Annotated in this window: 1 protein-coding gene; it reads left to right on the forward strand. The window is 73.7% G+C overall.

Going from position 1 to position 540, the window contains the following annotated elements; genetic code table 11:
* Positions 1-540, forward strand: a 540-nt coding sequence (locus tag AB4Z35_RS30180) for a hypothetical protein (protein ID WP_442101183.1), incomplete at both ends; no start/stop codon positions are given.

Consider the following 540-nt stretch of genomic DNA (forward strand, 5'->3'; position numbering starts at 1 on the left):
GCTTCTATGTGGCGGGCCCCGGCCTGCTGGAAGTGACCGCCGGGCGTGATCTCTACCTGGCGGACAAGGGCGAGCTGCGCAGCATCGGCGCGGTGGCTGGTTCGGCGCAGCACGACCGCTCGAACGGCGCGGCGATTGCCGTGGCCGCCGGCGTGGGCGCCAAGGGGCTCGACGGGCTGGGCTTCGACGCCTTCGCCGCGCGCTACCTGGATGCGGCCAATCAGGCCGACAGCGGGCGCCCGCTGGCCGATCAGCCGGACAAGGCCGTGACCACCTACGGCGGCAAGCTGACGCTGGGTGACTGGCTGCGCGCCGAGTTCGGCTACACCGGCGACGAGGCCGGCGCCCCGGCCTTCCTGGCCGCCCGGCAGGCCGAGCTGGACCAGTCGCGCAAGGCGGCGCTGGCCGCCGGCACCGCGGCGCCCAGCCGCGACCTGCAGCGCGAATACGGACTGGCCGGCCAGCTACACCTGGTCAACTGGCTGACGGACCGCTTCGGCGGCAGCAACGGGCTGGGCGTGCATTTCGATGCCGCCACCA

The sequence above is a fragment of the Pseudomonas sp. KB_15 genome, from assembly GCF_052114525.1.
In the GTDB taxonomy this organism is placed as follows: Bacteria; Pseudomonadota; Gammaproteobacteria; order Pseudomonadales; family Pseudomonadaceae; genus Aquipseudomonas.